General features: G+C 62.9%; 21 protein-coding genes and 3 tRNA genes. 16 read left to right on the forward strand and 8 right to left on the reverse strand.

All coding sequences use genetic code 11. The annotated features are described in order from the left end of the window. Positions 1-115 precede the first annotated feature (115 nt). Together ampC and BLS61_RS05675 are read right to left on the reverse strand one after the other, a co-directional pair. Entirely contained in the window at positions 116-1252 is a 1137-nt protein-coding gene (ampC, locus tag BLS61_RS05670; RefSeq protein WP_090428576.1) for a class C beta-lactamase, read from the reverse strand. 12 nt (positions 1253-1264) lie between these two features. Then, complete coding sequence (locus BLS61_RS05675; RefSeq protein ID WP_090428579.1) at positions 1265-1702, reverse strand: Lrp/AsnC family transcriptional regulator; 438 nt, start codon at positions 1700-1702, stop codon at positions 1265-1267. Between the two features lie 133 nt (positions 1703-1835). On the opposite strand from BLS61_RS05675, the gene BLS61_RS05680 reads away from it, so the two are divergent. Then, entirely contained in the window at positions 1836-2732 is an 897-nt protein-coding gene (locus BLS61_RS05680) for a DMT family transporter (RefSeq protein ID WP_090429159.1), read from the forward strand. On the opposite strand, the gene BLS61_RS05685 is transcribed toward BLS61_RS05680, so the two are convergent. Next, positions 2722-4557 (reverse strand): sigma-54-dependent Fis family transcriptional regulator, encoded by a 1836-nt coding sequence (locus BLS61_RS05685; RefSeq protein WP_090428582.1) that lies wholly within the window; start codon positions 4555-4557, stop codon positions 2722-2724. The genes BLS61_RS05680 and BLS61_RS05685 overlap by 11 nt on opposite strands. Positions 4558-4817: 260 nt before the next feature. Between BLS61_RS05685 and BLS61_RS05690 the strand changes: the two genes are divergently transcribed. Genes BLS61_RS05690 through BLS61_RS05715 form a run of 6 tightly spaced genes read left to right on the forward strand, consistent with a single transcriptional unit; the run spans position 4818 to position 10757 of the window. Beyond that, positions 4818-5912 (forward strand): ABC transporter ATP-binding protein, encoded by a 1095-nt coding sequence (locus BLS61_RS05690; protein WP_090428585.1) that lies wholly within the window; start codon positions 4818-4820, stop codon positions 5910-5912. Then, positions 5912-7009, forward strand: coding sequence for an ABC transporter ATP-binding protein (locus BLS61_RS05695; protein WP_090428588.1), 1098 nt, complete (start codon positions 5912-5914; stop codon positions 7007-7009). Before BLS61_RS05690 ends, BLS61_RS05695 begins: the two co-directional genes overlap by 1 nt. Next, on the forward strand, positions 7006-7869 hold the full coding sequence (locus BLS61_RS05700) for a carbohydrate ABC transporter permease (protein ID WP_090428591.1): 864 nt from the start codon (positions 7006-7008) through the stop codon (positions 7867-7869). Before BLS61_RS05695 ends, BLS61_RS05700 begins: the two co-directional genes overlap by 4 nt. A gap of 8 nt (positions 7870-7877) precedes the next feature. After that, the gene (locus BLS61_RS05705; RefSeq protein ID WP_037000801.1) at positions 7878-8678 is read left to right on the forward strand and encodes a carbohydrate ABC transporter permease; all 801 of its coding nucleotides are present in this window, start codon (positions 7878-7880) and stop codon (positions 8676-8678) included. Between the two features lie 12 nt (positions 8679-8690). Next, positions 8691-8963: a DUF2160 domain-containing protein gene (locus BLS61_RS05710; protein ID WP_003459912.1), complete on the forward strand. Its 273-nt coding sequence runs from the start codon at positions 8691-8693 to the stop codon at positions 8961-8963. Between the two features lie 51 nt (positions 8964-9014). Next, positions 9015-10757 (forward strand): ABC transporter substrate-binding protein, encoded by a 1743-nt coding sequence (locus BLS61_RS05715; protein WP_090428594.1) that lies wholly within the window; start codon positions 9015-9017, stop codon positions 10755-10757. 120 nt (positions 10758-10877) lie between these two features. Here the strand turns inward: BLS61_RS05715 and folD are convergent, their stop codons facing one another. Further along, positions 10878-11732 carry a bifunctional methylenetetrahydrofolate dehydrogenase/methenyltetrahydrofolate cyclohydrolase FolD gene (gene folD / locus BLS61_RS05720; RefSeq protein ID WP_003239941.1) on the reverse strand — a complete coding sequence of 285 codons (855 nt, stop codon included), beginning with the start codon at positions 11730-11732 and terminating at the stop codon, positions 10878-10880. A 269-nt stretch (positions 11733-12001) separates the two neighbouring features. On the opposite strand from folD, the gene BLS61_RS05725 reads away from it, so the two are divergent. The 9 genes from BLS61_RS05725 (at position 12002) to BLS61_RS05765 (ending at position 20889) form a co-directional block, all read left to right on the forward strand. Further along, positions 12002-12078: transfer RNA gene (locus BLS61_RS05725), tRNA-Arg, on the forward strand. 38 nt (positions 12079-12116) lie between these two features. Continuing rightward, positions 12117-12192: transfer RNA gene (locus BLS61_RS05730), tRNA-His, on the forward strand. A 55-nt stretch (positions 12193-12247) separates the two neighbouring features. Continuing rightward, positions 12248-12332, forward strand: a tRNA-Leu gene (locus tag BLS61_RS05735). A 126-nt stretch (positions 12333-12458) separates the two neighbouring features. Then, a complete protein-coding gene (gene tig, locus BLS61_RS05740; RefSeq protein ID WP_090428597.1) occupies positions 12459-13769 on the forward strand; it encodes a trigger factor in 1311 nt (436 codons plus the stop codon). A 94-nt stretch (positions 13770-13863) separates the two neighbouring features. Beyond that, a complete protein-coding gene (gene clpP / locus BLS61_RS05745) occupies positions 13864-14505 on the forward strand; it encodes an ATP-dependent Clp endopeptidase proteolytic subunit ClpP (protein ID WP_090428600.1) in 642 nt (213 codons plus the stop codon). Positions 14506-14612: 107 nt separating this feature from the next. Next, a complete protein-coding gene (gene clpX, locus BLS61_RS05750) occupies positions 14613-15893 on the forward strand; it encodes an ATP-dependent Clp protease ATP-binding subunit ClpX (RefSeq protein ID WP_090428603.1) in 1281 nt (426 codons plus the stop codon). A 149-nt stretch (positions 15894-16042) separates the two neighbouring features. After that, entirely contained in the window at positions 16043-18439 is a 2397-nt protein-coding gene (gene lon / locus BLS61_RS05755) for an endopeptidase La (protein WP_090428605.1), read from the forward strand. A gap of 135 nt (positions 18440-18574) precedes the next feature. Further along, positions 18575-18847: a nucleoid-associated protein HU-beta gene (gene hupB, locus BLS61_RS05760; protein WP_003239952.1), complete on the forward strand. Its 273-nt coding sequence runs from the start codon at positions 18575-18577 to the stop codon at positions 18845-18847. 194 nt (positions 18848-19041) lie between these two features. Beyond that, positions 19042-20889, forward strand: coding sequence for a SurA N-terminal domain-containing protein (locus tag BLS61_RS05765; protein WP_090428609.1), 1848 nt, complete (start codon positions 19042-19044; stop codon positions 20887-20889). Positions 20890-20943: 54 nt separating this feature from the next. Here BLS61_RS05765 and BLS61_RS05770 read toward each other — a convergent pair whose 3' ends face one another. The 4 genes from BLS61_RS05770 to BLS61_RS05785 all read right to left on the reverse strand — a co-directional run bounded on the left by BLS61_RS05770 (position 20944) and on the right by BLS61_RS05785 (position 26170). Beyond that, a complete protein-coding gene (locus tag BLS61_RS05770) occupies positions 20944-22491 on the reverse strand; it encodes a phospholipase D family protein (RefSeq protein ID WP_090428612.1) in 1548 nt (515 codons plus the stop codon). A gap of 221 nt (positions 22492-22712) precedes the next feature. Beyond that, the gene (fabI, locus tag BLS61_RS05775) at positions 22713-23507 is read right to left on the reverse strand and encodes an enoyl-ACP reductase FabI (RefSeq protein ID WP_090428615.1); all 795 of its coding nucleotides are present in this window, start codon (positions 23505-23507) and stop codon (positions 22713-22715) included. A 28-nt stretch (positions 23508-23535) separates the two neighbouring features. Continuing rightward, positions 23536-25149, reverse strand: coding sequence for an ABC transporter ATP-binding protein (locus tag BLS61_RS05780; RefSeq protein WP_090428618.1), 1614 nt, complete (start codon positions 25147-25149; stop codon positions 23536-23538). A 1-nt stretch (position 25150) separates the two neighbouring features. Continuing rightward, positions 25151-26170, reverse strand: a complete 1020-nt coding sequence (locus BLS61_RS05785) for an ABC transporter permease (protein ID WP_090428621.1) — start codon at positions 26168-26170, stop codon at positions 25151-25153.

A 26170-nucleotide genomic window follows, 5' to 3' on the forward strand; every position in this document is an offset into this window, starting at 1 on the left:
TCTGCAAGCGGCGCAGATCCGTAGCCCGGATGAAATCCAGGGGAGCCCTGCATGGCTCGGATTGCATCCGGCTACGCCCGATCAGGGGCATCGGTGCGCACGGCGCACCCTACGGTTATGGCTCGATCGCGTCGAGCAACTGCAACGCCAGGCGTATGCGCTCGGCATTGGGGTAGTTGCGGTTGGCGAGTATCACCAGGCCGGTATCGCGCGCCGGCAGCAGCAAAATGTAGGCGCCGAAACCGTTGGTCGAGCCGGTCTTGTTCAGCAGCAGGTCACCTGCGGCTGGCTTGGGCACGCTGAAGCGTTCGACCGGCTGGGGTTGCAGCGCCATTTCTGCAGAGTTGCCCGCTTGCAGCTTCGCCAGGCTGATGGGGTAGGCATAGCGCTCCCAGCCCAGGCCCTGCGTCATGTCACCGACCTGATAGTAACCGCGATGGATGGAGCTGATGGCCTGGCGCAGCGGTGCGGGCAGCTTGTCCGGGTGCAGGTTGGCCTCGATGAAGCGCAGCATGTCGGCAGCAGTGGACTTCAAACCATAGGCTTCGGCGTCCAGTGCGCCTGGGGTTACCCGCACGGCCTTGTCGTCGCGGTAGCCCCAGGCATAGCGCGCCATCTGCTCGGCCGGTATCTGCACATAGCTTTCCTGCATGCCCAGTTGCGGTAGCAGGTCCTGCTCCATCAGTTCCTGAAACGGCTTGGCCAGACTGGCGGCGGCCAGGTGACCGAACAGGCCGATACTGGGGTTGGAATACAGTCGTTGCGTGCCGGGCGGGTAGACCGCCTGCCAGTTGTGGTAGTAATCGAGCATCTGTCGTTCGTTACCGACTGCATCCGGAAACTGCAGTGGCAGGCCGCCAGGGGTGTAGGTGGCCAGGTCTAGCAGGCTGATGTGATCGAACGCGCTGCCCTGCAGTGCTGGCAGGTACTGGCTGGCGTTGTCGCTGAGGTTTAGCGTGCCGCGCGCTTCGGCGTAGGCGCCGAGGGTGGCGGTGAAGAGTTTGCTGATCGAGCCGAGTTCGAACAGGGTGTGGCGATCCACGGCCTGGCCGCTTTCACGCGAGGCGATGCCGTACTCGAAGAAGTGCTGCTGGCCCTTGTGGCTGATGGCGATGGCCATGCCGGGGATGGCATAGGTCTGCATCATCGGTTCCACGGCGGCATCGACTGCCTGGCGCAGCTCGGCGAAGGCCGATTGGCTGCCCAGGCAAAGGCCGAGCGCGAGGAGCAGAGGGCGAAGGGATGGGCGCATGATCGTTCCTTGTCAGTTCATCGGGGGCAGGCGGCGGGGCACCGAGGTCTTCTTGACGATGGCGGTGTTGGTTTCGGCATGGCTGTTGATGCGGTCGAGCACCTCGTCCAGTTGTTCCATCGAGCGCACGTACAGGCGAGCGATGAAGCAGTCCTCGCCGGTGACCTTGTCGCATTCGGTGAACTCGGGGGTGGCCTGAATCAGTCGCTCCACTTCATGCAGCTTGCCGGGCAGCGGCCGCACGCGAACGATGGCCTGCAACTGATAGCCGAAATGGCGCGGATCGATCTCCACCGTATAACCCTTGAGCACGCCGCGTTCTTCCAGACGCCGCAGGCGCTCGGCCACGCTGGGTGAGGACAGGCCACTGATCTGCGCCAGGGCCTTCAGGGAGCGCCGCGAGTCTTCCATCAGGGCGGCGATCAGGGTCTGGTCGATTTCATCGGTCATAGGGACCTCGTTAGGCAAAAGCCGGAATCTGCCATCGTAAAAAAGGCATGAGGCAGATTTTGCCTCAGATTCGCCATGGAGAGGAAAATTGCACCTTCGGATAATGGAGGCCTGTCAACGCGAGGATCGAACCGTGGACAACAAGCTCAAGCGTGGCTCGCTGGAAATGATCGCCGCGATGCTGATTTCCGGCACCATCGGCTGGTTCGTGCTGGCCTCCGGCCAGGCGGTGGTGGACGTGGTGTTCTGGCGCTGCCTGATCGGCGGCGCCGCATTGTTGCTGGTCTGCGCTGTGCTCGGCCTGCTGCGCGCCGAGCTGCTGGGACGGCGCGTATTGCTGCTGGCGGTGCTCAGCGGTGTGGCCATCGTCGGCAACTGGCTGCTGCTGTTCGCCTCCTACGCGCAGGCATCCATCGCCGTCAGTACAGTGGTGTACAACGTCCAGCCGTTCATGCTGGTGGGGCTGGCGGCGCTGTTTCTCGGCGAGCGCATCACCTGGCTCAAGCTCGGTTGGCTGGCGCTGGCCTTCATCGGCATGCTGGCCATCGTCGGTGCCCATGGTCGTGGTGCGGTGGCTGGTGGCAACTATCTATTGGGCATCGCCCTGGCGCTGGGTGCGGCGCTGCTCTATGCGGTCGCGGCGTTGATCGTCAAACGCCTCAGCGCTACGCCGCCGCATCTGATCGCGCTGATTCAACTGCTGACCGGCGTTCTATTGCTGGCGCCCCTGGCTGGGCATCAGCTGCCCCAGGGCGAGGTGGCCTGGGCCAGCCTGATGACCCTGGGCGTGGTGCATACCGGGCTGATGTACATGCTGCTCTACGGCGCCATCCAGAAACTGCCGACGGCGCTGACCGGCGCACTGTCGTTCATCTACCCGGTGGCGGCGATCTTCGTCGACTGGCTGGCCTTCGATCACTGGCTCAGCCCGCTGCAGTGGCTCGGCGTGGCGGCCATCCTGCTGGCCGCGGCGGGCATGCAGCAGGGCTGGCGCTTCGGCCTGCAGGCGCGGCCTACCGTCAGGGCCTGACGCCCTGTTCGCGCAGGCGCTTGTACAGCGTATTACGGCTCAGGCCGAGGTGGCGGGCCAGGTAGGAAATGTTGCCGCCGCAGGCCTGGTACTGGCTGGCCAGGTCGCTGGCGTCGATCTCGGCCGGGGCTTGCACAGGGGCGTCCGTTGGCAGGTCGAGAAAGAAATCGTCCGGCAGGTGTTCGGCGCGGATAGGCTGCTCATCGGCCATCACCAGGGCCACGCGCAGCACGCTGCTGAGCTGGCGCAGATTGCCCGGCCAGGGGTGGCGCTCGAACAGTTCCACTACCTCACGGCTGAGCCCGGCCCACTGCCTGGGCTCGCGATGTTGCTCCCATAGCCGCTGGAACAGCGCCTGCTTGTCGCCGCGCTCGCGCAGCGGTGGCAGCTCCAGGTTGAGGCCACTGATGCGGTAGTAGAGGTCGGCGCGGAACTGGCCGCTGTCGACGTCCAGGCGCAGTGGGCGGTTGGTGGCGGAGACCAGGCGCACGTCCACTGGATGCAGCTCGCTGCTGCCCAGTGGCTGCACGCAGCGCTCCTGCAGCACGCGCAGCAGGCGGGCCTGCACGCGCAGCGGCATATCGCCGATCTCGTCGAGAAACAGCGTGCCCTTGTGCGCCTTGCGGATCAGCCCGATGTGGCCCTTCTGGCTGGCGCCGGTAAAGGCGCCTTTTTCGTAGCCGAACAGCTCCGACTCCACCAACTCCGCCGGAATGGCCGCGCAGTTGACCGCGATGAAGGGCTGGCTGGCGCGTGAGCTGGCGTGATGCAGAGCCTTGACGAAGACCTCCTTGCCAGCGCCGGTTTCACCCTGCACCAGGATCGGGATGTCCTTTTCCAGCAACCGCTCGGCCAGGCGGATGGCCTTGTCCATCCGCGCGTCACCCAGGCTCAGCGCACGCAGCGGCGGCTCCTCGGGTACGGGCGCGGGGCCCTGCGGACGGAAATCGCGGGCCTGTATCGGCGCCGGCCGGGCAGGGCGGCGCACCCGCGCGTGAAAGCGAAAATGGCCGCTGGTGCGCAGGCTGAATGGCTGGCCGTCCGGCTGGTTGAGCAGTTGCTGCAGCGGCACGTCGAACAACTGCTCGATGGTGCCGTAGGTCAGCGACTGGCCAAGCAGGTTGTCGGCGCGGCGGTTGGCCGAGACCACATGGCCGCGTTCGTCGAACACCACCAGGCCGGCCCAGGGGCTGTCGAGGTTGTCCAGGCTGGTGTTGAAGCTGAGCAGGTGATACTGGTCGGCGAACAGCTTGAGGATCAGGCGATTCTCCACCGACTGGCTCATCATCTTGACCATGCCCAGGGTGTGCGCCGGCGGCAGGTAGCTGTCGCTGGACACGTCGAGCACGGCGATCATGCGCCTTTGCTCGTCGAAGATCGGCGAGGCCGAGCCGGTCATGAAACGGTTGGCCTTGAGGAAGTGCTCGTCGTGCTGGATATGCACGGCCTGGCCGCAACTGAGCGCGGTGCCGATGGCGTTGGTGCCGGTGTAGCGCTCCAGCCAGCTGGCCCCGGCGACGAAGCCGGCGGCCTGGCGCGTCTCGATGAAACGCTGGTCGCCCCAGGATTGCAGCAGCCGACCCTGCTCGTCGGCGAGCATGATCAGGCAGTTGGAGTTGGCGAGGATGGTGCCGTAGTAGGGCAGCACTTCCTGATGGGTGGTCTGCACCAGCGCCTGGCGGCTTTCCAGTAGGGCCGAGAGTTCGCCGGGGGCCGGCGGGTCGAAGCGCGGCGTGCTCTGGTGGGTCAGGCCATAGTCACGACAACGCGACCAGGACTCCTGGATGATGGTGTCGTGTGCCGGGGCACGGGCAGCTTCTGTCATGGTGCGATCTCTTCTTGTCGATTCGCGATCTGTGTCGCGATTGGTCCAGTCTCGTTCATGACTGTTCAATGTCAACGAACGAATTGTTCAGTTGTTCACATCTGACTGTTCAAAAGTGTTCAGTCGAACATCGCCAGGCAATCCGATCTCGCGCTTTTTTCTCTTGAATATCAGTTGGATATTCCGATTTCAGGCGGTCTGGCACGCTTGTCGCTGTAGGTGTTCGAAACCGAATGGCACGACAAGAAAAAGGACAGGCCATGTCGCTCAAGCTCGAACACGTCACCCGTATCGTCGATGGCCAGGTGCATATTGACGATGCCTGCCTGAGTTTCGAACCCGGCTCCTTCAACGTTCTGCTCGGCCGCACTCTGGCCGGTAAGACCAGTCTGATGCGCCTGATGGCCGGGCTGGACCGGCCGAGCAGCGGCCGCGTGCTGATGAACGGCGCCGATGTCACCGGCGTGCCGGTGCGCCAGCGCAATGTGTCGATGGTCTATCAGCAGTTCATCAACTACCCGACCCTGACGGTGTTCGAGAACATCGCCTCGCCGCTGCGTCAGGCCGGTGTGGCCAAGGAGCTGATCGTCGAGAAGGTCGAGGCCACCGCGCGCATGCTGCGCATCGACAAGCTGCTGTCGCGCTACCCGCTGGAACTCTCCGGTGGCCAGCAGCAGCGCACGGCCATGGCGCGGGCGCTGGTCAAGGACGCGTCCTTGATCCTCTTCGACGAGCCCCTGGTCAACCTCGACTACAAGCTGCGCGAGGAGCTGCGCCAGGAGATGCGCGAGCTGTTCCAGGCGCGCCACACCATCGCCATCTACGCCACCACCGAGCCCAACGAGGCGCTGGCCCTGGGTGGTACCACCACCATCCTCCACGAAGGGCGGGTGGTGCAGAGCGGCAAGACCGCCGAGGTCTACCACCGCCCGCAGCAGGTGCTGGCCGCCGAGCTGTTCTCGGAACCTGCGATCAACCTGATGCCGGGGCGTATCAGTGGCACCGAGGTGAGCTTCGCCGATTGCGTGCACTTTCCGCTCAACCCCGATCTGTGCGGCATTGCCGAGGGCGAGTACCGCTTTGGCGTGCGCCCCAGCCATATCGGCCTGGTGCCGTCCAACGACGATGATCTGGAGCTGGCCGTGACCGTCGAGCTGGCCGAGATCAGCGGTTCGGAAACCTTCCTTCACGTGCGCAACGAGCAGTTCGTGCTGGTGCTGCACCTGCCGGGCGTGCACGAGTACGCGGTGGATACGCCGATCCTGATCTACATCCCCACTCACAAGCTGTTCGTCTTTGCCGCCGATGGGCAATTGGTGCAGGCGCCCAGTCGCCGTCAGGGGAGGGCCGCCTGATGGCCGAGATTCGTCTGCACAACCTGGCGCACAGCTACAGCGGCACGCCGAAAGCGCCGGAAGACTACGCGATTCGCGAGATGAACCATGTCTGGCAGCAGGGCGGCGCCTACGCGCTGCTGGGGCCGTCGGGCTGCGGCAAGTCGACGTTGCTCAACATCATCTCCGGCCTGCTCAGCCCGTCGCAGGGCGAGGTGCAGTTCGACGGCAAAGCGGTCAACACGCTGTCGCCGCAGCAGCGCAACATCGCCCAGGTTTTCCAGTTTCCGGTGGTCTACGACACCATGACGGTGTTCGACAACCTGGCCTTCCCGCTGCGCAACCAGGGCATGGACGAAGCGCGGGTGATGAGCAAGGTGCACGAGATCGCCGAGGTGCTGGAGCTGCACCCGCTGCTGCACAAGAAGGCGCGCAACCTCACCGCCGACGAGAAGCAGAAGGTCTCCATGGGCCGCGGGCTGGTGCGTGACGACGTCTCGGCGATTCTCTTCGACGAACCGCTGACGGTGATCGACCCGCACCTGAAGTGGAAGCTGCGGCGCAAGCTCAAGCAGATCCACGAGCAGTTCAACATCACCATGGTCTACGTCACCCACGATCAGCTGGAGGCCTCTACCTTCGCCGACAAGATCGCGGTGATGTACGGCGGGCAGATCGTCCAGTTCGGCACGCCGCGCGAGCTGTTCGAACGCCCCGGGCACACCTTCGTCGGCTACTTCATTGGCAGCCCCGGCATGAACCTGATCGACGTGCAGCGCTGCGAGGGCGGGGTGCGGTTCGCCGGGACGGTCCTGCCGCTGTCCGACGCGCTCAACCAGCGCCTCGCCGAACTGGACGGCAAGCGCCTGCAGGCGGGCATCCGCCCCGAGTTCGTGCACATCTGGGACGGCGCCTATGAAGACGCGCTGTGCGCCCGCGTGCTGCACGTCGAGGACCTCGGCACCTACAAGATCCTCACCTTCGACCTCGACGGTCAGGTGCTCAAGGCGCGCCTGCAGGAAGACCAGCCGGTGCCGCGCGAGCAGGTCTACCTGAGCTTCCCGGCGCAGTGGCTGATGCTCTATGCCGACGACTACCTGGTGGAGGTGACGCCATGAAGGTGCAGAACAACAAGGCCTGGTGGCTGGTGCTGCCGGTGTTCCTGCTGGTGGCGTTCAGCGCCATCGTGCCGATGATGACGGTGGTCAACTACTCGGTGCAGGACATCTTCGACCCGTCCACGCGCTACTTCGTCGGCGTCGACTGGTATCGTCAGGTGCTGCAGGACCCGCGCCTGCACGACTCGCTGTTGCGCCAGTTCATCTTTTCCGCCTGCGTGCTGCTGATCCAGATCCCGCTGGGCATCGCCATCGCCCTGTGCATGCCGACACGCGGACGCTGGGCGTCGCTGTGCCTGATCCTGATGGCCATTCCGCTGCTGATCCCGTGGAACGTGGTCGGCACCATCTGGCAGATCTTCGGCCGCGCCGACATCGGTCTGATGGGCTGGGTGCTGAACAAGCTGGGCATCAGCTACAACTATGCCTCCAACACCATGAATGCCTGGGTCACGGTGCTGATCATGGACGTCTGGCACTGGACATCGCTGGTGGCGCTGTTGTGCTACTCCGGCCTGCGCGCCATTCCCGACGTCTATTATCAGGCCGCGCGCATCGATCGTGCCTCGAACTGGGCAGTGTTCCGCCATATCCAGTTGCCCAAGCTGAAAAGCGTGCTGCTGATCGCGGTGATGCTGCGCTTCATGGACAGTTTCATGATCTACACCGAGCCGTTCGTGCTCACCGGCGGCGGGCCGGGCAACGCCACCACCTTCCTCAGCCAGACCCTGACGCAAATGGCCATCGGCCAGTTCGATCTGGGCCCGGCCGCGGCGTTCTCGCTGGTGTACTTCCTGATCATCCTGCTGGTGTCCTGGCTGTTCTACACCGCCATGACCCACGACGACAAAACCCGCTGAGGCCGACCATGACGCTACGCAAACGCCTGGTGCTGCTGATCTATTTCCTGTTCCTGCTGGTGCCGATCTACTGGCTGCTGAACATGTCGTTCAAGAGCAATACCGAGATCCTCGGCGGCCTCAGCCTGTGGCCGCAGAGTTTCACCCTGGACAACTACCGGGTGATCTTCACCGACCGCAGCTGGTACGAGGGCTACCTCAATTCGCTGTACTACGTCAGCCTCAACACCCTGATCTCGCTCAGCGTGGCGCTGCCGGCGGCCTATGCCTTCTCGCGCTACCGCTTCCTCGGCGACAAGCACCTGTTCTTCTGGCTGCTGACCAACCGCATGGCGCCGCCGGCGGTGTTCCTGCTGCCGTTCTTCCAGCTCTATTCGTCCATCGGCCTGTTCGACACCCATATCGCCGTGGCACTGGCTCACTGCCTGTTCAACGTGCCGCTGGCGGTGTGGATTCTCGAGGGCTTCATGTCCAGCGTGCCGAAGGAAATCGACGAGACGGCCTATATCGACGGTTACAGCTTTCCGAAATTCTTCGTGAAGATCTTCATCCCGCTGATCCGCTCCGGCATCGGCGTCACGGCCTTCTTCTGCTTCATGTTCTCGTGGGTCGAGCTGCTGCTGGCGCGCACCCTAACCTCGGTGGACGCCAAGCCCATCGCCGCGGTGATGACCCGTACCGTGTCCGCCTCGGGCATCGACTGGGGCGTGCTGGCCGCTGCCGGGGTGCTGACCATCATCCCGGGGATGCTGGTGATCTGGTTCGTTCGCAACCATGTGGCCAAGGGCTTCGCCCTCGGTCGTGTGTAAGGGAGGTTCGTCATGAGCTGGATGGCCTGGACTCTACCGACCGCGCTGTTCTTCGCCGGCATCGCCGTGCTGCTGGCCGGCATGACGCTGGTCGAGCTGCGCTGGCCGTGCGTCGAGCGCAAGGGTTTTCTGCCGATCACCACCACCCGGGGTGATCGGTTGTTCATCGGTCTGCTCGGCAGCGCCTACCTGCACCTGCTGGTGATAGGCGTGACCGACTGGAGCGTGTGGATAGCCTCGCTGCTATCGCTGTTGTGGTTGTGCGCAGTCATGCGCTGGGGCTGAGCCGGGCTGCCGCCGGTATGCCTCTCCCCAAATCCTGAGATGGAGGTCTCTATGTTCGACAATAACAACAAGACCCGACATAGCATGGCGTTGGCCGCCTTGCTGGCGTTGTCCGGTTTGAGCGGTGCGGCCTGGGCGGATGCCTATGAAGAGGCCGCGAAGAAATGGATCGCCGAGGAGTTCAACCCCTCGACCCTGGCGCCCGAACAGCAACTCGAAGAGCTGAAATGGTTCATCAAGGCCGCCGAGCCGTTTCGCGGCATGAACATCAGCGTAGTGTCGGAAACCATCACCACCCACGAGTACGAGTCCAAGGTGCTGGCCAAGGCGTTCAGCGAGATCACCGGGATCAAGCTCAAGCACGACCTGTTGCAGGAAGGCGACGTGGTCGAGAAGTTGCAGACGCAGATGCAGTCGGACAAGAACATCTACGACGGCTGGGTCAACGACTCCGACCTGATCGGCACCCACGCGCGCTACGGCAAGGCGGTGGCGATCAGCGACATGATCGAGGGCGAGGCCAAGGACTTCACTTCACCGACCCTGGATCTCGACGATTTCATCGGCATTTCCTTCACCACCGGCCCGGACAAGAAGATCTACCAGTTGCCCGACCAGCAGTTCGCCAACCTCTACTGGTTCCGCGCCGACTGGTTCGAGCGTCCGGAGCTGAAGGCCAAGTTCAAGGAAATCTACGGCTACGAGCTGGGCGTGCCGGTCAACTGGTCGGCCTATGAGGACATCGCCGAGTTCTTCTCCAAGCACGTCAAGGAGATCGACGGTCAGCGCGTCTACGGCCATATGGACTACGGCAAGAAGGACCCGTCGCTGGGCTGGCGCTTCACCGACGCCTGGTTCTCCATGGCCGGTGGCGGCGACAAGGGCCTGCCAAACGGGTTGCCGGTCGACGAGTGGGGCATTCGCGTCGACGGCTGCCGTCCGGTGGGCTCCAGCGTTGCCCGCGGCGGCGACACCAACGGCCCGGCGGCGGTGTTCGCGACGCAGAAGTACGTCGACTGGATGCGCCAGTACGCGCCGCCGGAAGCCCAGGGCATGACCTTCTCCGAGGCAGGGCCGGTGCCGGCGCAGGGTGCCATCGCTCAACAGATTTTCTGGTACACCGCCTTTACCGCCGACATGACCAAGCCGGGCCTGCCAGTGGTCAACGAAGACGGTACGCCGAAATGGCGCATGGCGCCTTCGCCGAAAGGACCGTACTGGGAGGAGGGCATGAAGCTCGGCTATCAGGACGCCGGTTCCTGGACCTTCCTCAAGTCCACCCCGGAGAAGCAGCGTCTGGCCGCCTGGCTCTACGCGCAGTTCGTCACTTCCAAGACCGTGTCGCTGAAGAAGACCCTGGTCGGCCTGACGCCGATCCGCGAGTCGGACATCAACTCCCAGGCCATGACCGACGCCGCGACCAAGCTCGGCGGGCTGGTGGAGTTCTACCGCAGCCCGGCGCGCGTGCAGTGGACGCCGACCGGTACCAACGTGCCGGATTATCCGCGTCTGGCCCAGCTGTGGTGGCAGTTCATCGCCGAGGCCGCCAGTGGCGACAAGACCCCGCAGCAGGCGCTCGATGGCCTGGCCGCAGCGCAGGACACCATGCTCGGTCGTCTGGAGCGCTCCGGTGTGCTGGGCGAGTGTGGGCCCAAGCTGAACGAGCCGCGTGATCCGCAATACTGGTTCGATCAGCCCGGTGCGCCCAAGCCCAAGCTGGCCAACGAGAAGCCGCAGGGCGAAACCATCGCCTACGACGAGCTGCTCAAATCCTGGGAGCAGGCGCGCAACTGAAGAAAGAACGCAGTCGCGGCTGAAGCCCCTCCCACGAGGGGCTTCCTTCCCTGTGGGAGCGGCTTCAGCCGCGATAAAAAACGGCACCCTAGGGTGCCGTTTTTCATTCAGCCGTACCGCTTATTTATGCAGATGTTCGGCCGCGTGCAGGGTGTTTTCCAAGAGGCCTGCGCGGGTCATCGGGCCGACGCCGCCCGGCACCGGGGTGATCCAGCCGGCGCGGGGCAGGGCGGTCTCGTACACCACGTCGCCGACCAGCTTGCCGTCTTCCTGGCGGTTGATGCCGACGTCGATGACGATGGCGCCTTCCTTGATCCACTCGCCCTTGACCAGGCCCGGCTTGCCGGCCGCGACCACGACGATGTCGGCCTGGCCGACATGGCCCGCCAGATCCTTGGTGAAACGGTGGGTGACGGTCACGGTGCAGCCGGCCAGCAGCAGCTCCATGGCCATTGGCCGGCCGACGATATTGGAGGCGCCCACGACTACGGCATGCATGCCGTACAGATCGGCGCCGGTGCTTTCCAGCAGGGTCATGATGCCCTTCGGCGTGCACGGGCGCAGCAGCGGCATGCGCTGGGCCAGGCGGCCGATATTGTAGGGGTGGAAGCCGTCCACATCCTTATCCGGGCGAATACGCTCGAGCAGCAGGGAGGAGTCCAGATGTTCGGGCAGCGGCAGCTGCACCAGGATGCCGTCGATGGTCGGGTCTTCGTTGAGCTCGTCGATCAAGGCGAGCAGATCGGCCTGGCTGGTCTCGGCCGGCAGGTCGTAGGCGCGGGAGAGGAAGCCGACTTCTTCGCAATCCTTGCGTTTATGTGACACATAGACCTGGGAGGCGGGATCGGTACCGACCAGGATCACGGCCAGGCCTGGCGCGCGAAGGCCTTGCTGGCGGCGTTCGGCGACACGTTGGGCAATCTGCTGGCGGAGGCTGGCGGCGATCGCCTTGCCGTCGATCAGTTGTGCGGTCATTGCGCTGGTTAACCATTAATAAGGATGAAAAAAGGACGCGCATTCTCGCATGGGTGCTCACTTGGGCAAAGGCGCCTGCCGTCGATTTCGCGTAACTCCTTTATATCGCTGAACTTTTTTGAAAATTTATGTTGACGGGGTTAGGGGGCGTCTATAACATTCGCCCCGCTTCTCAGGAACAGCCACTCGCTGGGTGAGACGGCAAAAGCCAAGCCCTCGTGGCAAGGCCGGAGTCGAAAGCTTGTAAGTCTGCGCTAGCGGATGGATAAGCGCCCGTAGCTCAGCTGGATAGAGCATCCGCCTTCTAAGCGGATGGTCGCAGGTTCGAGTCCTGCCGGGTGCGCCATTTGGCGGTCAGGCAATTTGAGTAAGCAATGCAATATGGTGGGCGTAGCTCAGTTGGTAGAGCACAGGATTGTGGCTCCTGGTGTCGTGGGTTCGATTCCCATCGTCCACCCCATATTCCAGAACGCCAGGCCCAAAGCCTGGCGTTTTTGTTTTAAGCTTCAAACCACGCGGACGTGGTGAAATTGGTAGACACACCAGATTTAGGTTCTGGCGCCGCAAGGTGTGAGAGTTCGAGTCTCTCCGTCCGCACCATCTTACAAATCCCCCCGATTGCCGCCTGCTTCTAGGGTGACTTCTTCATATTGACCCTCTAGAATGCTTGGCCTTGAATTCGGGGCCGGTTCGAGCCGGCTTATGTCTGTGCAACGAGGAATATCCATGCAAGTTTCTGTTGAAAGCACTTCTGCTCTTGAGCGCCGCATGACCGTCGGCGTCCCCGTCGAGCGCATCGAGACTGAAGTCAACAAGCGTCTGCAGCAGACTGCCCGTCGTGCCAAGGTCCCTGGCTTCCGTCCTGGCAAGGTGCCGATGAGCGTCATCCGTCAGCGTTACGAAGACGCCGCTCGTCAGGAAGCGCTGGGCGACCTGATCCAGGCTACCTTCTACGAAGCCGTGGTCGAGCAGAAGCTGAATCCGGCCGGTGCTCCGGCTGTCGAGCCGAAGTCCTTCGAAAAGGGCAAGGACCTGGAGTACGTCGCCACTTTCGAAGTATTCCCCGAGTTCGAGGTCACCGGCTTCGACTCCATCGCCATCGAGCGTCTGCAGGCTGAAGTGGCCGACAGCGACGTCGACAACATGCTGGACATCCTGCGCAAGCAGAACACCCGTTTCGAGGCGGTCGAGCGCGCTGCCGAGAATGGCGACCAGTTGAACATCGATTTCATCGGCAAGATCGACGGCGAAGCCTTCGCTGGCGGCAGCGCCAAGGGCACCCAGCTGGTACTGGGCTCCGGCCGCATGATCCCGGGCTTCGAAGATGCCCTGGTTGGCGTCAAGGCTGGCGAAGAGCGCGTGATCAACCCGACCTTCCCCGAGGACTACCAGAATCTCGACCTGGCCGGCAAAACCGCCGAGTTCACCGTTACCGTGAACAGCGTTTCCGCGCCGCAGCTGCCTGAGCTGAACGACGAATTCTTCGCTCTGTTCGGCATCAAGGAAGGCGGTCTGGAAGGCTTCCGCGCCGAAGTTCGCAAGAACATGGAGCGCGAACTGCGTCAGGCCATCAAGTCCAAGGTCAAGAACCAGGTAATGGACGGCCTGCTGGCTGCCAACCCGGTCGAAGTGCCCAAGGCGCTGATCGGCAACGAAGTGAATCGTCTGCGCGTGCAGGCCGTTCAGCAGTTCGGTGGCAACATCAAGCCCGATCAACTGCCGGCCGAGCTGTTCGAAGAGCAGGCCAAGCGCCGCGTCGTACTGGGCCTGATCGTCGCCGAGGTGGTCAAGCAGTTCGAGCTGAAGCCTGACGAAGCCCGCGTTCGCGAGCTGATCGAGGAAATGGCTTCGGCTTACCAGGAGCCCGAGCAGGTCGTGGCCTGGTACTACAAGAACGACCAGCAGATGAACGAAGTGCGTTCGGTTGTACTGGAAGAGCAAGTTGTAGATACTGTTCTGCAGAAGGCCAACGTGACCGATAAAGCGGTTTCCTACGAAGACGCAGTCAAGCCGGCGGAAGCTCCTAAAGCCGACTGATCTGGCAACCTCGTTCGAGTACACCACCATAAGCCAGCCTCAGTGCTGGCTTATGCGTATTTGAGACATGACTATTAGGGAGTGAGCGCAAGACATGTCCCGCAATCCTTTTATGCAAAACATGCCTGAAATCCAGGCCGCTGGCGGCCTGGTGCCGATGGTCATCGAGCAGTCCGCTCGTGGCGAGCGTGCCTATGACATCTACTCGCGCCTGCTCAAGGAGCGTGTGATCTTCCTGGTCGGCCAGGTCGAGGACTACATGGCCAACCTGATCTGCGCCCAGTTGCTGTTCCTGGAAGCGGAGAACCCGGACAAGGACATCCACCTGTACATCAACTCCCCGGGTGGTTCGGTGACTGCCGGCATGGCGATCTACGACACCATGCAGTTCATCAAGGCGGACGTGTCCACCACCTGCATCGGTCAGGCCTGCAGCATGGGTGCCTTCCTGCTGGCTGGCGGCGCCAAGGGCAAGCGTTTCTGCCTGCCGAACTCGCGCGTGATGATTCACCAACCGCTGGGCGGCTTCCAGGGCCAGGCCTCGGACATCGAGATCCATGCCAAGGAAATCCTCTTCATCCGTGAGCGTCTGAACGAACTGCTGGCTCATCACACCGGTCAGAGCCTGGAAACCATCGAGCGCGATACCAACCGCGACAATTTCATGAGCGCTTCGCGCGCCGTGGAGTACGGCATCGTCGATGCCGTGCACGAAAAGCGTCAAATGCCGGTCTAGATGAGGCGCCGGCTGCGGGCATCCTTCACTGACGCGACCTGCGCCCTTGAAAATGCCCGCATTTGCCTTCATCTTGTGTTTCAAGCCTACCGTATTGGATTGATCGAATGACTGACACCCGTAACGGTGAGGACAACGGCAAACTGCTTTATTGCTCCTTCTGCGGCAAAAGCCAGCATGAAGTGCGCAAGTTGATCGCCGGTCCTTCCGTCTTCATCTGCGACGAATGCGTCGACCTGTGCAACGACATCATCCGCGAGGAGGTGCAGGAAGCCCAGGCCGAGAGCAACGCGCACAAACTCCCGGCACCCAAGGAAATCAGCGCCATCCTCGATCAGTACGTCATCGGCCAGGAGCGCGCCAAGAAGGTGCTGTCGGTAGCGGTGTACAACCACTACAAGCGTCTCAACCAGCGCGACAAGAAAGATGACGTCGAGCTGGGCAAGAGCAATATCCTGCTGATCGGTCCGACCGGTTCGGGCAAGACGCTGCTGGCCGAAACGCTTGCGCGCCTGCTCAACGTACCGTTCACCATCGCCGATGCCACCACCCTGACCGAAGCCGGTTACGTGGGTGAGGACGTCGAGAACATCATCCAGAAGCTGCTGCAGAAGTGCGATTACGATGTCGAGAAGGCCCAGATGGGTATCGTCTACATCGACGAAATCGACAAGATCTCGCGCAAATCCGACAACCCGTCGATTACCCGTGACGTCTCGGGCGAGGGCGTGCAGCAGGCGCTGCTCAAGCTGATCGAGGGTACCGTGGCCTCGGTTCCGCCGCAGGGCGGACGCAAGCATCCGCAGCAGGAGTTCCTGCAGGTCGATACGCGCAACATCCTGTTCATCTGTGGCGGCGCGTTCGCCGGCCTGGAGAAAGTCATCCAGGCGCGCTCGACCAAGGGCGGCATCGGTTTCGGTGCGGAAGTGCGCAGCAAGCAGGAAGGCAAGAAGATCGGCGAGTCCCTGCGTGAAGTGGAGCCGGATGATCTGGTCAAGTTCGGTCTGATCCCCGAGTTCGTCGGTCGTCTGCCGGTGATCGCGACCCTGGAGGAGCTGGACGAGGCTGCGCTGGTGCAGATTCTTACCGAGCCGAAGAACGCGCTGACCAAGCAGTACGCCAAGCTGTTCGAAATGGAAGGCGTGGATCTGGAGTTCCGCTCCGATGCGCTGAAATCCGTGGCGCAGAAGGCGTTGGAGCGCAAGACCGGCGCCCGCGGCCTGCGTTCGATCCTCGAGGGCATTCTGCTCGACACCATGTACGAAATCCCGTCCCAGCAGGACGTGAGCAAGGTGGTGATCGACGAGAGCGTCATCGAAGGTTCGTCCAAGCCGCTGCTGATCTACGAAAACAGCGAGCCGCCGGCGAAGGCCGCGCCAGACGCCTGACGGCTGTTACACGATGCAAACAAGGGGCCCTTTGGGCCCCTTCGCTTTTCTGGACATTGCGCTTGTTTTTTACGGGAGCTACCCCCATCTTAAAAGCCAAGGGTAATCCCGCCTGTTTACGGCCTTATGGCCGCCGCTGAGCCGAAATCATGAAGACAACCATCGAATTGCCTCTCCTGCCATTGCGCGATGTAGTGGTGTATCCGCACATGGTCATCCCGCTTTTCGTCGGGCGTGAGAAATCCATCGAGGCCCTCGAGGCAGCGATGACGGGCGACAAGCAGATTCTGCTGGTGGCCCAGAAGAACCCGGCCGTCGATGATCCGGATGATCAGGATCTGTATCGCGTAGGCACCGTGGCCACGGTCCTGCAACTGCTCAAGCTGCCCGACGGCACCGTCAAGGTACTGGTCGAGGGCGAGCAGCGCGGCTCCATCGAGCGTTTCATCGAGCTCGACGACCACTGCCGCGCCGAAGTGCAGCTGATCGAGGAGGGCGAGAGCGTAGAGCGTGAGTCGGAAGTCTTTACCCGTAGCCTGCTGAGCCAGTTCGAGCAGTACGTGCAACTGGGCAAGAAGGTGCCGGCTGAAGTGCTTTCCTCGCTCAACAGCATCGACGAGCCCAGCCGCCTGGTCGACACCATGGCCGCGCACATGGCGCTGAAGATCGAGCAGAAGCAGGAGATCCTCGAGATCACCTCCCTGTCCGCGCGTGTCGAGCACGTACTGGCGCTGCTGGATGCCGAGATCGACCTGCTGCAGGTGGAGAAGCGCATCCGCGGCCGCGTGAAAAAGCAGATGGAGCGCAGCCAGCGCGAGTACTACCTGAATGAGCAGATGAAGGCCATTCAGAAGGAGCTGGGCGACATCGACGAAGGCCATAACGAGATCGACGAGCTGAAGAAGCGCATCGACAACGCCGGCCTGACCAAGGAGGCGCTGACCAAGGCCAATGCCGAGCTGAACAAGCTCAAGCAGATGTCGCCGATGTCCGCCGAAGCTACCGTCGTGCGATCCTACATCGATTGGCTGGTGAACGTGCCGTGGAAGGCCGAGAGCAAGGTGCGCCTGGATCTGGCGCGGGCCGAGAGCATTCTCGATGCCGACCATTACGGCCTGGAGGAGGTCAAGGAGCGCATCCTCGAGTACCTCGCCGTGCAGAAGCGGGTGAAGAAGCTCAAGGGCCCGGTGCTGTGCCTGGTTGGCCCACCCGGCGTGGGCAAGACCTCGCTGGCCGAGTCCATCGCCACCGCCACCAACCGCAAGTTCGTGCGCATGGCCCTGGGCGGCGTGCGTGACGAGGCCGAGATTCGCGGCCACCGCCGCACCTACATCGGCTCGATGCCGGGGCGCCTGATCCAGAAGATGACCAAGGTCGGCGTGCGCAACCCGCTGTTTTTGCTCGACGAGATTGACAAGATGGGCCAGGACATGCGCGGCGATCCTGCGTCCGCGCTGCTCGAGGTGCTCGATCCGGAGCAGAACCACAATTTCAACGATCACTATCTGGAAGTCGACTACGACCTCTCTGACGTGATGTTCCTCTGCACCGCCAACTCGATGAACATCCCCGGCCCGCTGCTGGACCGCATGGAAGTCATTCGCCTGCCGGGTTACACCGAGGACGAGAAGGTCAATATCGCCATCAAGTACCTGGCGCCCAAGCAGATCAAGGCCAATGGCCTGAAGAAGGGCGAGCTGGAGTTCGACGAGGCGGCGATTCGCGACATCATCCGTTACTACACCCGCGAGGCGGGCGTGCGCAGCCTGGAGCGGCAAATTGCCAAGGTCTGCCGCAAGGCAGTCAAGGAGCACGCCAGCGAGAAGCGCTTCCAGGTGCGGGTGACGGCCGAGTCGCTCGAGCACTTCCTCGGCGTGCGCAAGCACCGCTATGGTCTGGCCGAGCAGCAGGATCAGATCGGTCAGGTCACCGGGCTGGCCTGGACCCAGGTGGGCGGCGAGCTGCTGACCATCGAGACTGCCGTGGTGCCGGGCAAGGGCAATCTGATCAAGACCGGTTCGCTGGGCGATGTCATGGCCGAGTCCATGACCGCCGCCATGACCGTGGTGCGCAGCCGTGCCAAGAGCCTGGGGATCCCCGCCGATTTCAACGAGAAGCGCGACGTTCATATCCATATGCCCGAGGGCGCCACGCCCAAGGATGGCCCGAGTGCCGGTATCGGTCTGTGCACGGCGCTGGTCTCGGCGCTGACGCAGATTCCGGTGCGCGCCGATGTCGCCATGACCGGTGAAATCACCCTGCGTGGTCAGGTACTGGCCATCGGTGGTCTGAAGGAAAAACTTCTGGCCGCTCACCGGGGTGGCATCAAGACCGTGATCATTCCCGAAGAAAATGTGCGCGACCTGAAAGAAATTCCGGAAAATATTAAGCAAGACCTGCAGATTAAACCGGTTAAATGGATTGACGAGGTCCTGCAAATTGCGCTGCAATACGCCCCGGAGCCCTTGCCCGATGCGGCTCCCGAGATGGTTGCAACGGATGACAAGCGCGAGTCTGATTCCAAGGAGCGAATCAGCACGCATTAGCCGGGGGGCTTCCTTGACACAATTTTTGAGCCCTTGTTATAAAGCGGCTCTTATTGTGTCGGCAGGCCATCCAGCACCCGCTTTGCTTACACTAAAAATCAAGAAACAAACTCAACAGAAATAAGGGGACTTAGAGTGAACAAGTCGGAACTGATCGATGCCATCGCTGCATCTGCTGATATCCCGAAAGCTGTTGCTGGCCGCGCGCTGGATGCAGTGATTGAATCCGTCACTGGCGCCCTGAAGGCTGGTGATTCCGTCGTACTGGTTGGCTTCGGCACCTTCGCTGTCAAAGAGCGTGCTGCTCGCACTGGCCGCAACCCGCAGACCGGCAAGCCGATCAGCATCGCTGCTGCCAAGATCCCGGGCTTCAAAGCTGGCAAGGCTCTGAAAGACGCCGTCAACTAAGCGTCTTCCGGGCTTGCCTCGCCGTCAGGCACTGTCTGGCGGCTGTTAGGAGGCGGGGCAGGGAGTCGGAGACTTTTCTGCACTGGCTGCTTAACGCGTTACGAGAAGGCGCATCCAAGGATGCGCCTTTCTTCTATCTGGACATTACCCACACTGCGCGGCTGGTGACTCTGTACAGTCGTTCTGGGGGAAGCATGCTGCAAGACATCAGGGACAATTCACGCGGTTGGATTGCCAAAACCATCATCGGCCTCATCGTCATGCTGATGGCCTTTACCGGTTTCGAAGCCATCGTCACGGGTACCAGCAACCGCAACAATGCGGCTGACGTGAACGGTGACACCATTACCCTCAACGAGCTCAACCAGGCCGTTGAAATGCAGCGTCGTCAGCTGCTGCAGCAACTGGGGCGCGATTTCGATGCCTCGCTGCTCGACGACAGGCTGCTGCGCGAGGCCTCGCTCAAGGGGCTGATCGAGCGCAAGCTGCTGCTGCAGGCAGCGGGCGACGCTCGTTTCGCCTTCTCGCAAGGCTCGCTGGATCAGGTGATCCTGCAGACTCCCGAATTCCAGGTGGACGGCCGCTTCGATGCTGCGCGCTTCGATCAGGTCATTCGCCAGATGGGCTACACCCGTCTGCAGTTCCGCCAGATGCTGGAAGAGGAAATGCTGATCGGCCAACTGCGTGCCGGTATCGGCGCCAGCAGCTTCGTCACCGAGCAGGAGGCGCGTGCGTTCGCCAACCTCGAGCGTCAGACCCGCGATTTCGCCAGCCTCACCATCAAGGCCGACCCGGCTGCGATCGAGCTGAGCGACAGCGATGTCCAGGCTTACTACGACGAGCATGCCAGCGAATTCTTGAGCCCCGAGCAGGTGGTGCTGGAGTACGTGCAACTGGACAAGGACAGCTTCTTCGATCAGGTCGAAGTCAGCGATGAAGACCTCAAGCCGCTATACGAGAGCGAAATCGCCAACCTGGCCGAGCAGCGTCAGGCTGCTCACATTCTGATCGAAGGTGATGACGAAGCTGCGCGCAACAAGATCGAGGAGATCAAGAAGCGTGTCGACGCGGGCGAAGATTTCGCCGCGCTGGCCAAGGAGTTCTCGCAGGATCCGGGTTCGGCCGTCGAGGGTGGCGACCTGGGTTACGCCGGCCCCGGTGTTTACGATCCGGCCTTCGAGGAGGCGCTGTATGCGCTGCAGCAGGACCAGGTCTCCGAGCCGGTGAAGACCGAGTTCGGCTGGCACCTGATCAAGCTGCTGGGTGTTCAGGCACCGGAAGTGCCGAGCTTCGACAGTCTCAAGGACAAGCTGGCGCGTGACTTCAAGGCGCAGCAGGTCGAGCAGCGTTTCGTCGAGGCGACCAAACAGCTGGAAGACGCAGCCTTCGAAGCATCGGATCTGGCTCAGCCGGCTCAAGAGCTGGGCCTTGAAGTCAAGGTCAGCGAAGCCTTCGGTCGTGAGGGCGGCGCTACCGGTATAACCGCCAATCGTCAGGTGCTGCAGGCTGCCTTCAGCCCCGAGGTTCTGGAAGACGGCACCAACAGCTCGACCATCGAACTGGACCCGAGCACCGTGGTGGTCGTGCGTGTGAAAGAGCACAACAAGCCCGAGCAGTTGCCGCTGGAGCAGGTTGCCGAGAGCATTCGCGGTCATCTGCTGCAGGAACGCGCCGCTGCTTCCGCCAAGGCTGAGGGGCAGAAGCAGCTGGCTGCCGCCGAGGCAGGCGAGGCCGTTGCGGCCGACTGGCAGGTTCAGGAAGCGGCCACTCGCAGCCAGGAGGGTGTAGAGCCCAAGGTGCTGCAGGCGCTGTTCCGCATGCCCAAACCAGCCCAGGCAGGCGAGCCGACCTTCGCCGGCGTGACGCTGAACAATGGCGACTATGTCGTGCTGCGTCTCGATGGCGTCAATGCGCCGCAAGAGGCGCTGGCTGAGGAGGAGCTTGCCATGTACCGCAACTTCCTGGCCTCGCGCGCCGGTCAGCAGGACTTCGCGGCGCTGCGCAAGCAGCTGGAAGCCAAGGCCGATATCGAGCGGTTCTGATCGCCGTACGCTACGACAAAGCCCCGCCTGGCGCGGGGCTTTGTCGTTTCTGGGTCAGAGCAACCATTCGATGGGCAGCCAGGAGAGCAGGTGAATGCCCAGGCGTTTGAGCAGGCCCGTGCCGGGCTCGCTATCGAAGCGGCGTTGCTCGCCGTCCACGCGCTGCAGCCAGTAGATTCGGCCGCGTTCGTCGAGCCGTGGCTCATAGGCATTGGCCGGAATATCGGTCTCGAATGCCTGGCCGATGGCTGCTGCCAGCACCGGGCTTTCGATGAGAAAGCCCATCTCCGTGTTGAGGCTGGCCGAGCGTGGGTCGAAGTTGAATGAGCCGATGAACACGCGCTGGCCATCGAGGGCAAAGGTCTTGGCGTGCAGGCTCGAACCGGAGCTGCCAAATGGCCCGGCTTTTTCCCGGTGGCCTTCGTCCTCTGCGCCCAGGCGCATTTCATAGAGTTTGACGCCACCCTCGAGCAGGGCGCGGCGGCGTTTGGCGTAGCCGGCATGCACGGGCGTCACGTCCGTCGCTTCCAGGGCATTGGTGAGAATGTGCACTTCGATGCCGCGTCGCACCAGACCGGTGAAGAGGTCGACGCCAGTCTGCGTGGGGACGAAGTAGGGGGAGACCAGGTCGACACGCGACTCGGGTATGTCGAGCATCTCGCCCAGGCGGCTGATCAGCAGCTGGCCGTCACTGGCGTTACCCAGCCCCTTGGCCGGATCGTCGCTGACCAGCGTGGTTTCGCTCCATTCGAAGCTCAGGCGCTTGTCCAGCAGGCGCTGGATGAACTCGCTTTCCTGCAGGGCCTTGACGTAACCGCTGGCGGCCGGCGAGGCGGACAGGTCGGCCGCCAGGTCGTGCAGGTGCAGCGGGGCGTTCCGGCCGCGCGGCACGATCCGTTCCAGTGGATAGCTCGAATCGCTGGCCCAGTAGCGATCGAAATCGGCAGAGGTGTCGGCCACGATCGGGCCGATGGCCATAACGTCGAGGTCGGCAAACAGTACGCCTTCACTGGCATCGAAGTATTCGTCGCCGATATTGCGCCCGCCGATGATGGTGGCCTGGTTGTCCACCGTGAAGGACTTGTTGTGCATGCGCCGGTTGGCGCGAGGAAAGTGGGTCAGATAACCCAGCACCTTGGCCTTGCGCAGGGAGAAGGGATTGAACAGGCGTACTTCGAGGTTGGGGTGTTGGTCGAGCGTGCTGAGGATCTGGTCGAGGCCGGCGATGCCGTTGTCGTCCAGCAGCAGGCGGACGCGAACGCCTCGTTCGGCGGCCCTGAGTAGGGCGTCGAGCAGCAGGGTGCCGGTGATGTCGTTACGCCAGATGTAGTACTGCACATCGACGCTGCGCTCGGCCGCTTCGACCATGAGCATGCGCGCGGCGAAGGCATCGCGGGCAGCCGCCAGTGTCAGGATGCCGGACAGGCCGGGGTGGGCATCGCGTTCGCTGCCCAGGGCTTGCCCCAGTGTGGTATCGGCTGTTTCGGCCTGGGTGAAGGCCTGGCTTTCGCTGCGGCCATCCAGTGGCGGCAGGGCACAGCCGAGCACGAGGCTGCATAGCGCGCAGATCAGGCAGGCTCGCCATTTGTTTGTCGGGATCATTGATCCATCTCGATTCCAGGCTTCCCTGCTAGGACAACGCCAAGGTTGAAGCGTGCCGAGTAATGCTGGCGTTTCGGTCCGTCGAATGCCGAGCAAAGCCGGAAACGACAACGCCGCACTTCCGAGGAAGCTGCGGCGTTGTGGTTCAGCCACGACCAAGCCGTGCTGGAGGTGCCGGGCATCGCCAGCTGTTCTGCTTGCGATGCCCGGCTGAGCGCAACTCAGTCTTCCATGGCGCCCATGGCGGTGGTGTTGAAGCCGCCGTCGACGTAGAGAATTTCGCCGCTGATGCCCGAGGCCAGGTCGGAGCAGAGGAAGGCGCCGGCATTGCCGACTTCCTCGATGGTGACGTTGCGACGCAGCGGGGTCTGTTTCTCGTTGGCCGCCAGCATCTTGCGGAAGCTGGCGATGCCGCTGGCAGCCAGGGTTCGGATCGGGCCGGCGGAAATGGCGTTGACGCGGGTGCCTTCCGGGCCGAGGCTGCCGGCCAGGTAGCGCACGCCGGCTTCCAGGCTGGCCTTGGCCATGCCCATCACGTTGTAGTTGGGCATGGTGCGCTCGGCACCCAGGTAGGAGAGGGTGAGCAGGCTGCCGTTGCGGCCCTTCATCATCTCGCGGCCGGCCTTGGCCAGGGCGACGAAACTGTAGGCGCTGATGTCGTGGGCGATCTTGAAGCCTTCACGGGTGGTGACTTCGGTGAAGTCGCCATTGAGCTGGTCGCCCGGAGCGAAGCCGACCGAGTGGACGATGCAGTCCAGACCGTCCCACTTCTTGCTCAGCGCGTCGAATACTGCGGCGATTTCCTCGTCGCTGGCCACATCGCAGGGGAAGCACAGGTCGGCGCTGGAGCCCCAGCCGGCGGCGAACTCTTCGACGCGGCCCTTGAGCTTCTCGTTCTGGTAGGTGAAAGCCAGCTCGGCACCTTCGCGGTGCATGGCGGCGGCGATACCCGAGGCGATGGACAGTTTGCTGGCAACGCCAACGATGAGTACGCGCTTACCGGTTAGAAAACCCATTGTGCTATTCCTCTTCCTGTTTCAAGGATCAGTGAGCCGTTGCCGGGGCCATGAAGGCGGCTTCCAGCAACTGCTGCGTATAAGGGTGTTGCGGTGCGCTGAAGATCGACTCGGCAGACCCCTGTTCCACCACCTGGCCCTGCTTGACCACCATCAACTGGTGGCTCAGCGCTCTGACTACCGCCAGGTCGTGGCTGATAAACAGATAGGTCAGGTTGTACTTGGCCTGCAAACCGCGCAACAACTCCACCACCTGACGCTGCACCGTGCGGTCGAGCGCCGAGGTGGGCTCGTCGAGCAGGATCAGCGCCGGTTTCAACACCAGTGCCCGGGCAATGGCAATCCGCTGCCGTTGCCCGCCGGAAAACTCGTGGGGGTAGCGATGCCGCGTCTGCGGGTCCAGCCCTACCTCCAAAAGCGCGTCGATGATGGCCTGTTCCTGCTCCGCCTCGTTGCCCATACCGTGAATGCGCAGGCCCTCCCCGACGATCTGCGCCACCGACATGCGGGGGCTCAGGCTGCCGAAGGGGTCCTGAAACACCACCTGCATCTGCCGACGCAGCGGGCGTACTTCCTGCTGGCTCAGGCCCTGCAACTGCTGGCCCTGGAAGCGGATATCGCCGCGGCTGGCGAGCAGCCGCAGAATGGCCATGCCCAGGGTGGACTTGCCGGAACCACTTTCGCCGACGATGCCCAGGGTCTGACCCTGAGGCAGGCTGAAGTTGATGCCGTCCACCGCTTTGACATGATCCACCGTCCGGCGCAGCAGGCCCTTCTTGATCGGGAACCATACGCGCAGGTCGTCCACTTCCAGCAACGGCTGGCCTGCGGGGTTGGCCGCAGGGTCGCCGCTGGGCTCGGCGCCGAGCAGTTCCCGGGTATAGGGATGCTGCGGTGCCTGGAACAATTCTTCACACGACGCCTGTTCGACGATGCGACCGCGCTGCATGACACATACGCGATGGGCAATTCTGCGCACCAGGTTGAGATCGTGGCTGATCAGCAGCAATGACATGCCCAGGCGCGCCTGCAGATCCTTGAGCAGTTCGAGGATTTTCAGCTGCACGGTGACGTCCAGCGCGGTGGTGGGCTCGTCGGCGATCAGCAGCTCGGGCTCGTTGGCCAGGGCCATGGCGATCATCACCCGCTGCCGCTGGCCGCCCGACAGTTCGTGCGGGTAGGCCTTCAGGCGCTTCTTCGGCTCGGGGATGCCGACCAGCTCCAGCAGCTCCAAGGTGCGCGCGCTGGCAGCCTTGCCGCGCAAGCCCTTGTGCAGGGCGAGCACCTCGTTGATCTGCTTCTCGATGGTATGCAGCGGGTTGAGCGAGGTCATCGGCTCCTGGAAGACCATGGCGATGCGGTTGCCACGGATGCCGCGCAGGCGACCTTCGCCGAGCTTGAGCAGGTCCTGGCCGGCATACTCGATGCTGCCGGCCGGATGACGTGCGAGCGGGTAGGGCAGAAGGCGCAGGATCGAGTGCGCGGTGACCGACTTGCCCGAGCCGCTTTCGCCGACCAGGGCCAGGGTCTCGCCTTTGCGGATATCGAAGCTCACGCCCTCGACCACGCGCTGGCATTGCTCGCCCATGACGAACTCGACGGCCAGGTCGCGTACTTGCAGCAGGGTTTCGTTCTGGCTCATGTCATTTCCTCGGGTCGAAGGCATCGCGGGCGGCTTCGCCGATAAACACCAGCAGGCTCAGCATGATCGCCAGCACGGCGAAGGCGCTGATGCCCAGCCAGGGCGCCTGCAGGTTGCTCTTGCCCTGCGCGACCAGCTCACCGAGCGACGGCGCGCCAGGCGGCAGGCCGAAGCCGAGGAAGTCCAGGGCGGTGAGGGTGCCGATGGCGCCGGTGAGGATGAAGGGCATGAAGGTCATGGTCGAGACCATGGCGTTGGGCAGGATGTGGCGGAACATGATGGCGCCGTTGCCCATGCCCAGCGCCCGCGCCGCGCGCACGTATTCCAGGTTACGCCCGCGGAGGAATTCGGCGCGCACCACGTCCACCAGGCTCATCCAGGAGAACAGCAGCATGATGCCCAGCAGCCACCAGAAGTTCGGCTGCACGAAGCTGGCCAGGATGATCAGCAGGTAGAGCACCGGCAGGCCCGACCAGATTTCCAGGAAGCGCTGGCCGAGCAGGTCGACCCAGCCGCCATAGAAGCCCTGCAGGGCGCCGGCGATCACGCCGATCACCGAACTGGCCAGGGTCAGGGTCAGGGCGAACAGCACCGAGATGCGAAAGCCGTAGATCACCCGTGCCAGCACGTCGCGGCCCTGATCGTCGGTGCCCAGCCAGTTCTGTGCCGAGGGCGGGGCGGGGGCCGGCACTTCCAGGTCGTAGTTGATGCTCGAATAGCTGAAGGGAATCGGCGGCCAGATCATCCAGCCGTCCTTCTCCGCGATCAGCTCCTGGATATAGGGGCTCTTGTAGTTGGCCTGCAGCGGGAACTCGCCGCCGAACACCGTCTCCGGGTAGCGCTTGAGTACCGGGAAATACCACTGGCCGTCGTAACGCACCGCCAATGGCTTGTCATTGGCGATCAGCTCGGCGCCGAGGCTTAGGCCGAACAGGATGAGAAACAGCCATAGCGACCACCAGCCGCGCTTGTGCGCCTTGAAACGATCGAAACGGCGCTGGTTGAGAGGGGAGAGTTTCAT

The organism is Ectopseudomonas guguanensis (assembly GCF_900104265.1).
In the GTDB taxonomy this organism is placed as follows: domain Bacteria; phylum Pseudomonadota; class Gammaproteobacteria; order Pseudomonadales; family Pseudomonadaceae; genus Aquipseudomonas; species Aquipseudomonas guguanensis.